The sequence below is a fragment of the Streptomyces sp. NPDC001868 genome, from assembly GCF_040297125.1.
Lineage (GTDB): Bacteria > Actinomycetota > Actinomycetes > Streptomycetales > Streptomycetaceae > Streptomyces.
The window spans coordinates 1-8,170 of sequence record NZ_JBEOYO010000117.1; the positions used below are offsets into that span (position 1 = coordinate 1).

Annotated in this window: 5 protein-coding genes; 2 read left to right on the forward strand and 3 right to left on the reverse strand. The window is 67.0% G+C overall.

What is annotated here, in order from left to right; genetic code table 11:
* Positions 1–152: 152 nt before the first annotated feature.
* The 3 genes from ABT147_RS46750 to ABT147_RS46760 form a co-directional block, all read right to left on the reverse strand.
* Entirely contained in the window at positions 153–1,442 is a 1,290-nt protein-coding gene (locus ABT147_RS46750) for an MFS transporter (RefSeq protein WP_351418573.1), read from the reverse strand.
* Positions 1,443–1,520: 78 nt separating this feature from the next.
* On the reverse strand, positions 1,521–2,603 hold the full coding sequence (locus ABT147_RS46755) for an inositol-3-phosphate synthase (protein WP_351418575.1): 1,083 nt from the start codon (positions 2,601–2,603) through the stop codon (positions 1,521–1,523).
* 44 nt (positions 2,604–2,647) lie between these two features.
* A complete protein-coding gene (locus ABT147_RS46760; RefSeq protein ID WP_351418578.1) occupies positions 2,648–3,328 on the reverse strand; it encodes a PadR family transcriptional regulator in 681 nt (226 codons plus the stop codon).
* Positions 3,329–3,701: 373 nt separating this feature from the next.
* On the opposite strand from ABT147_RS46760, the gene ABT147_RS46765 reads away from it, so the two are divergent.
* Together ABT147_RS46765 and ABT147_RS46770 are read left to right on the forward strand one after the other, a co-directional pair.
* The gene (locus tag ABT147_RS46765) at positions 3,702–6,368 is read left to right on the forward strand and encodes a transglycosylase domain-containing protein (protein WP_351418581.1); all 2,667 of its coding nucleotides are present in this window, start codon (positions 3,702–3,704) and stop codon (positions 6,366–6,368) included.
* A 194-nt stretch (positions 6,369–6,562) separates the two neighbouring features.
* Entirely contained in the window at positions 6,563–8,062 is a 1,500-nt protein-coding gene (locus ABT147_RS46770; protein ID WP_351418584.1) for a glycosyltransferase family 87 protein, read from the forward strand.
* Positions 8,063–8,170: the final 108 nt, after the last annotated feature.

Here is an 8,170-nt window from a genome sequence, read left to right on the forward strand (position 1 = left end):
GCACAGGGCGCACATGACTCACACGGTCCGCAGGGCGACGCCGACACGATGTTTCACGTGAAACATCGCACCGCGCTGCTGTGTCACGGAGTCGGTAGAGGGCGCAGGCACTGAGGGGGCGATGTTTCACGTGAAACATCGACGCTCCCGCATCAGCGCCGCCTTGCCACCCCGAAGCGGGCCATGGCCGCAGCGATCACTCCGTAGATCACGGCCACGGTGATCACCAGAGCGGCTGAGCGGCCGTCCGAGGGAAGCATCAAGGCGGCCACCGCCGCGGCGCCGACGAAGGCGATGTTGAACAGAACGTCGTAGAGGGAGAAGATCCGGCCTCGGTAGCCGTCGTCGACGGAGGACTGGACGATCGTGTCCGTGGCGATCTTCGCGCCCTGAGTGACGAGACCCAGGACGAACGCCGCGATCAGTATGGGCACTTCCGTGAACGGCAGGCCGAGGGCCGGTTCCAGCACGGCGGCGGCAGCGGAGCAGGTGACGATCCAGAGGCCCGGCCCCAACCGTCCGGCCGCCCAAGGCGTGATGACCGCCGCGGTGAAGAACCCTGCTCCCGAGATCCCCAGAGCGAGACCGAGGAGGGCCAAGCCCTGCTCGGAGTCGGACGCCCCGGAACCGTCGGACGTCCAGGCGTATCGGCAGAGCATGAGCACCATGACCGTCAGAGCGCCGTAGCAGAACCGCATCAGCGTCATCGAGGCCAACGCCCAGGCAGCCGCCCGCCGCCCCGGCTCGGCAAGATGCCGTACGCCCGCTGCCAGGCCCCGTGCGGTGCCGGCGAGAGCCGCACCCAGCCGAGGCTGCACCAACTCCGGATCCGGGCCGAGCAGTTCTTTGGCGATACGCAGTGAGGCCAGGGCGGAGCACAGGTACAGGGCCGAGCCGAGGAGGACCACCGCCGCGTCGGAGTCGGAGGCCGCTAGCCGTACGACGAAAGCGAGTCCGCCGCCGGCGGTCGCGGCGAGCGTTCCGGCGGTCGGTGAGAGGGAGTTGGCGACCACCAGGCGGTCGGCGTCCACCACACGGGGCAGTGCGGCGGAAAGCCCCGCCAGCACGAAGCGGTTGACCGCCGTGACGCACAGCGCGGAGACGTAGAAGAGCCAGTCGGGCACGTGGCTCAGGATCAGGACGGCTGTCACGGACGCCAGCAGCGCGCGCAGCAGGTTCCCGTACAGCAGCACCTGGCGGCGGCGCCAGCGGTCGAGCAGGACGCCCGCGAAAGGGCCGACGAGGGAGTACGGAAGGAGCAGGACCGCCATCGCGGAGGCGATCGCGGCCGCCGATGTCTGCTTCTCGGGGGAGAAGACGACGTACGCGGCGAGCGCGACCTGGTAGACGCCGTCGGCTCCCTGGGACAGCAGTCGTACGGCCAGCAGATGCCGGAAGTCCCGGAAGCGGAGCAGGACGCGCAGGTCACGCACGACGGACATGGGCCACAGCCTCACATACGGGGAGGGCCCCCGGGCACATGACCCGGAGACCCTCAACAGCCCACTACGAACGCCTGGTCAGCGCTCGACCTCGCCCTTGATGAACTTCTCGACGTTCTCGCGGGCCTCGTCGTCGAAGTACTGCACCGGCGGGGACTTCATGAAGTACGAGGACGCTGACAGGATCGGGCCGCCGATGCCGCGGTCCTTGGCGATCTTCGCGGCGCGCAGGGCGTCGATGATGACACCGGCCGAGTTCGGGGAGTCCCAGACCTCGAGCTTGTACTCCAGGTTCAGCGGGACGTCACCGAAGGCGCGGCCCTCGAGACGGACGTACGCCCACTTGCGGTCGTCGAGCCATGCCACATAGTCGGACGGGCCGATGTGGACATTGTCGGCGCCGAGCTCGCGGTCACGGATCTGGGAGGTCACGGCCTGCGTCTTGGAGATCTTCTTGGACTCCAGGCGGTCGCGCTCGAGCATGTTCTTGAAGTCCATGTTGCCGCCGACGTTCAGCTGCATGGTGCGGTCCAGGACGACTCCCCGGTCCTCGAACAGCTTTGCCATGACGCGGTGCGTGATGGTGGCACCGACCTGGGACTTGATGTCGTCGCCGACGATCGGGACACCCGCCTCGGTGAACTTGTCCGCCCACTCCTTGGTGCCGGCGATGAAGACCGGAAGGGCGTTGACGAAGCCGACCTTGGCGTCGATGGCGCACTGGGCGTAGAACTTCGCCGCGTCCTCGGAACCGACGGGCAGGTAGCAGACGAGGACGTCGACCTGCTTGTCCTTGAGGACCTGGACCACGTCGACCGGGGCCTCGGCGGACTCCTCGATGGTCTCGCGGTAGTACTTGCCGAGGCCGTCGAGCGTGTGGCCGCGCTGCACGGTCACACCGCTGTTCGGCACGTCGCAGATCTTGATCGTGTTGTTCTCGGAGGCGCCGATGGCGTCCGAGAGGTCGAGACCGACCTTCTTGGCGTCGACATCGAAGGCGGCGACGAACTCCACGTCACGGACGTGGTAGTCACCGAACTGCACGTGCATGAGGCCCGGCACCCTCGACGCCGGGTCGGCGTCCTTGTAGTACTCGACTCCCTGCACCAGCGACGCGGCGCAGTTGCCCACACCGACGACGGCTACGCGAACCGAACCCATTCCGGTTGCTCCCTGTGTGTACGAGTGAGGTCCTGGCAGGGACCTCACGTGGTGGTGTCGCCGGGCGCATCCGGACCGGGGGTGTCCCCGGGCCGGGGCAGGGCGCCCGGCGCTCCCTCTGTGGTGTCGCGAGCGGGTTCTCCTCGGGCGGGGCCCTTCAGGTCCCGGCCCGCCCGCTCGCTCTCGATGAGCTCGTTCAGCCAGCGCACTTCGCGCTCCACGGACTCCATCCCGTGGCGCTGGAGCTCGAGCGTGTAGTCGTCGAGGCGCTCGCGGGTGCGCGCCAGCGAGGCGCGCATCTTCTCCAGCCGTTCCTCCAAACGGCTGCGACGGCCCTCCAGGACGCGCATACGCACATCGCGGGAGGTCTGCCCGAAGAACGCGAAGCGAGCGGCGAAGTGCTCGTCCTCGTAGGCGTCGGGCCCCGTCTGCGAGAGCAGCTCCTCGAAGTGCTCCTTACCTTCCGCCGTCAACCGGTAGACGATCTTGGCGCGGCGACCCGTGAGCGGGGCGGCGGCAGCATCCTCCGGGGTACCACCCGATTCCTCGATCAACCAGCCGTTGGCGACCAGCGTCTTGAGGCAGGGGTAGAGCGTCCCGTAGCTGAACGCACGGAACACACCCAACGACGTGTTGAGTCGTTTGCGCAGCTCATAGCCGTGCATCGGGGCTTCGCGGAGCAGGCCGAGGACAGCGAACTCGAGTATCCCGGAACGCCGGCTCATCGTCGCCTCCCCTCTCCCGCTGGCCCTGTCGACACGTTTTATGCCGAGCTGATGTATCGACTCGATACATCCAGACGATAGAACGCCCCTACGGATGCGACAAGTGGGGATCCGGTGAACGGGGTCACATCACCGATTAGTAGGAAGCAAGTTGCCTGATTTGGGGTGAAGTTCGGTGCTCAGTGGGTTTTGGCGGTGCGTAGTCTGTGCGGCATGCACACCACTGGGAAGCGAGTGACGTTTGAGCACGTCGTCGTCCTGGGTGCGGTACGGATGAATACCCACACGACCGCATCCGTACTTCGGGGGGACCGGAAACCAGCCGCCGTTTCCAGGCGCGCACGGGTGCGCCTGCCCGAGGAGTAGTCGTTCGATGAGCGAGCACCGTCGCAAACCGCCGCAGCCGCAGGGAGGCGGACGTGCCGCGGCCCGACGCGGCCAGTCGGCATCCTCCGGCCGCCGCGAGCCACCGCGGGGCGCCACCGGGTCACTTTCCGACACCTATGGCGCGGGAGGTGAGGAGACCCAGTACGAGGGCCGTGCCGCGGCCCGACGAGCGTCGCAGAGAAGCACCGGCGCTGGCACGGGAGCCGGCGGCCGCCGCAGAGCCGCCGAACCCGCAGGACGTGGACCCGGCCGTGGTCGTGGGCGCGCGGCCCCGCCCGGGAAGAAGCGCTTTATCGACTACCCACGGGCCGGCAGATACGGGGCGATGCGCTGGGTACCGTCATGGCGCCAGGTCACAGGGCTGCTCATCGGGTTCTTCGGGAGCCTGGTGGCGGCAGCCGGCATCGGATACGCGGTCGTGGCCGTGCCCAACCCGGCAGAGGCCGCGACGGCGCAGAACAACGTCTACTACTGGTCGGACGGCTCGCAGATGGTCGCGACGGGTGGTGAGGTCAACCGCCAGATCATCGCGTACGAGAAGATCCCCAAGGCGATGCGCTACGCCGTCATGTCGGCCGAGAACAAGACGTTCGAGACCGACAGCGGCGTCGACCCGATGGGTATCGCCCGCGCCGTCGTCAACATGGCCAAGGGCGGTCAGACGCAGGGTGGCTCGACCATCACCCAGCAGTACGTGAAGAACGCCATGCTCGACGACCAGTCGCAGACACTGTCCCGGAAGGTGAAGGAACTCTTCATCTCCGTGAAGGTGGGCGCCTCCGTCGACAAGGACGAGATCATGCGGGGCTACCTCAACACGGCCTACTTCGGCCGTGGCGCCTATGGCCTTCAGGCAGCAGCTCGCACGTACTTCGGCAAGGACGCGGAGAAGCTCGACGCGAGCCAGTGCGCCTTCCTCGCCGCCATCCTCAAGGGCGCGACGTACTACGACCCGGCCGGGGCGACGTCGATCGACCCGGCGGCCACGGCACCGGCGAACACCAAGCGGGCCACGGAACGCTGGCAGTGGATCCTCGACGAGATGGTCAAGGACAAGCACCTGTCGGCATCCGAACGGGCCCAGTTCACCGACTTCCCCAAGATCCAGGCTCCGCGCTCCAACGCCCAGCTGGGCGGCCAGATCGGCTACCTCGTCGACACGGCCAAGGGCTACATCCTCAACAACACCAAGATCACGCAGAAGGAACTGGAGCGGGGCGGTTACGAGATCCACACGACCTTCGACAAGAAGAAGGTCAAGGAACTCGAGAAGGCCGTGGCGAAGGTCCGCAAGGAGAACATCAAGCCTGACCTGCGCCCGGAGACCGACACCCATGTGCAGTTCGGTGGCGCGTCCGTGAGTCCGAAGTCGGGGGCCATCGAGGCGATCTACGGCGGTGAGGACGCCACCAAGCACTTCACCAACAACGCCGACGTCACCGGTGCACAGATCGGTTCGACGATGAAGGCGTACGTCCTGGCGGCGGCCATGACCTGGGGCAAGCGTGACCCCACGCTCGATGGGGATCAGGCGCAGGACGAGCGCACCATCGTCTCGCCGAAGAGCCTCTACAGCGGCAAGAACAACCTCAAGATCAAGGACTACAACGGCGACGTCTGGACCAACGAAGAAGGCAAGGAGTGGCTGCAGGCCAACGACGACGACGCGTCGTACGGCAGCGCGCCGAAGTACCAGATCGACCTCCGCGAGGCGATGCGGGTCTCGGCGAATTCCGCCTTCGTGCAGCTGGGCATGGACGTCGGTCTGGACCGGGTGAAGGAGGCAGCCATAGAGGCCGGCCTCAAGGAGAGCAGCCTCACCGGCACGAGCTTCCCGTCGTTCTCGATCGGTATCTCCGATCCCAGTGCGATCCGGATGGCGGGTTCGTACGCGACCTTCGCCGCCAGCGGTAAGCAGAACGATCCGTTCTCGGTCAAGACGGTCGAGTACCAGGGTCTGACGATGTTCGACCACGACGAGATCGCCGAGGCCAAGCGGGCCTTCACACCGGAGGTCGCCGACAACGTCACCGATGTCCTCAAGACCGTCGTCGACAAGGGAACCGGTACGTCGGCCCAGCTGGCCGGTCGTGAAGTGGCCGGCAAGACCGGTACCACCGACGGCAACAAGTCGGCCTGGTTCGTCGGGTACACACCGCAGTTGTCGACCGCGATCAGCATGTACCGCATGGACGACGACGAGTCGAACAAGAACCGCACGTTCTTGGAGATGTACGGCACCGGTGGCCAGAAGACGATTCACGGTGCCTCGTTCCCGGCCGAGATCTGGCACGACTACATGGAGGAGGCGCTCAAGGGCGTGGCACCGGAGGACTTCCCGGAGCCCAAACCGATCGGTGTGATCGTCAACGACGATCCGGACCCGACGCCGACCCCGACGCCGACCGAGTCGGAGGAGGAGAGCCCCGAGCCGAGCCCGACGCCGACCGAGAGCGAGATCCTGCCGTCACCGACGCCCAGCGAGACCTGCAAGAACCCGTTCAACCCCACCTGTGAGGACCCGGGCGATACGACCACGGGTGGTACGGACACCGGGGGTACCGATGGCGGGGTGACCGCGACGCCCACGGAGTCGGAGGACGACACGAGAGGCAACCAGAACGGGGGACTCTTCGGAGGCACCGAGGGGTAGCGCCCCGCTCTGCAGGATGTGTTTCACGTGAAACACAGGGCCACCGCACCGATCAGGTGCGGTGGCCCTTTCCGTATCCCGGGCGGCCCGGACACAGCGGTCGGGATGTGTTTCACGTGAAACATGGGCTGTCGCACACGACGGATGCGGTGGTCCTCGGCGCATTCCTAGACGCGTACGGCAGGATGTGCGGCATGCCCAGTGCAGAGACGACGCGAGTGAGCGTGGACGAGCCGGAGCCGGTGCGGCCGACCAAGGAGGACGAGGTCGCTTCGACCGGCAGTGAGCTGATCGGCGGCCCGATCGGGCGGCGGGCGCTGCTCGGCACATCCTGGTGGACGCCGGTACGGGTCGTCGCGCTCGTGGCGATCGGCATGTTCGCGCTCGGCATGGTGCAGAAGCTGCCCTGCTACGACGGTGCCTGGTTCTTCGGTGCCAGCTCCCAGTACACGCACGCGTGCTACTCGGACATCCCGCACCTCTACCAGGGACGCGGTTTCGCCGACGGGCTCGTGCCGTACTTCGACAAGATCCCCGGCGACATGGAGTACCTCGAGTACCCGGTGCTGACCGGTGTGTTCATGGAGGTCGCCGCCTGGCTCACCCCGGGCAGCGGCACCATCCAGAAACAAGAGCAGTGGTACTGGATGGTCAACGCCGGGATGCTGATGGCGTGCGCGGCGGTCATCGCCGTCTGCTGCGCGCGCATTCACCGCCGGCGCCCCTGGGACGGCCTTTTGGTGGCCCTGGCACCCGCTTTCGCGCTGACCGCCACGATCAACTGGGACCTCCTCGCCGTGGCCCTGCTGGCCGCCGCGATGCTGATGTGGTCGCGCGGGCGCCCCCTCGCCTTCGGTGTGCTGATCGGGCTCGCCACGGCCGCCAAGTTCTATCCGTTCCTGGTGCTCGGACCGCTCTTCGTCCTGTGCTGGCGAGCGGGTAAGTGGCGCGCCTTCGGGACCGCGCTGTTCGGGGCGGTCGGGGCCTGGCTCGCGGTGAACCTGCCGGTGATGCTCCTGGCGCCCGACGGATGGTCGAAGTTCTACCGCTTCAGTCAGGAACGCGGTGTCGACTTCGGCTCCTTCTTCCTCGTCCTCTCGCAACGGATGAACATCCAGATCACGGCGGAGACGGCGAACGCGTACGCGATGGTCTCGATGGTGCTCGTCTGCGCGGGGATCGCCGCGCTCACACTGACCGCGCCGCGCCGTCCGCGCTTCGCGCAGCTCGCCTTCCTGATCGTCGCGGCCTTCATCCTCACCAACAAGGTCTACTCACCGCAGTACGTGCTCTGGCTGGTTCCTCTCGCCGCGCTGGCCCGGCCCCGCTGGCGGGACTTCCTGATCTGGCAGGCGTGCGAGGTGGCGTACTTCCTGGGGATCTGGATGTACCTCGCGTACACGACCAGCGGGGACGCCCACAAGGGTCTGCCCGCCGAGGGCTACCAACTCGCCATCATGGCCCACCTGTTGGGGACGCTCTACCTCTGCGTCATCGTCGTTCGGGACATCTTCATGCCCGATCGGGACATGGTGCGCCGGGCGGGTGACGACGATCCCTCCGGTGGAGTGCTCGACGGCGCGGAGGACGTTCATGTGTACGGTGCCGCCGCCCATCCCCCGCGACACGCGATGCACTTCGAAGGGCCGCAGGTCGAATGGGGCAGCCGCACCCCGGAAGACCGTTCGCCCTGAGCGAACAGAGTGCGGGCGGGTAGTGCGGAAGGCCGTACACGAGAACCTCGATGACGGCCGGCAGGAAGGTGATGAAGGCGACGCCGACGGGGACGTCGAGGAAGAGCG

Excerpts from the sequence above, each read along its gene's own strand:
- ABT147_RS46750 (WP_351418573.1), bottom strand. The coding sequence starts at position 1,442 with ATGTCCGTCGTGCGTGACCTGCGCGTCCTGCTCCGCTTCCGGGACTTC.
- ABT147_RS46755 (WP_351418575.1), bottom strand. The coding sequence starts at position 2,603 with ATGGGTTCGGTTCGCGTAGCCGTCGTCGGTGTGGGCAACTGCGCCGCG.
- ABT147_RS46760 (WP_351418578.1), bottom strand. The coding sequence starts at position 3,328 with ATGAGCCGGCGTTCCGGGATACTCGAGTTCGCTGTCCTCGGCCTGCTC.
- ABT147_RS46765 (WP_351418581.1), top strand. The coding sequence starts at position 3,702 with ATGAGCGAGCACCGTCGCAAACCGCCGCAGCCGCAGGGAGGCGGACGT.
- ABT147_RS46770 (WP_351418584.1), top strand. The coding sequence starts at position 6,563 with ATGCCCAGTGCAGAGACGACGCGAGTGAGCGTGGACGAGCCGGAGCCG.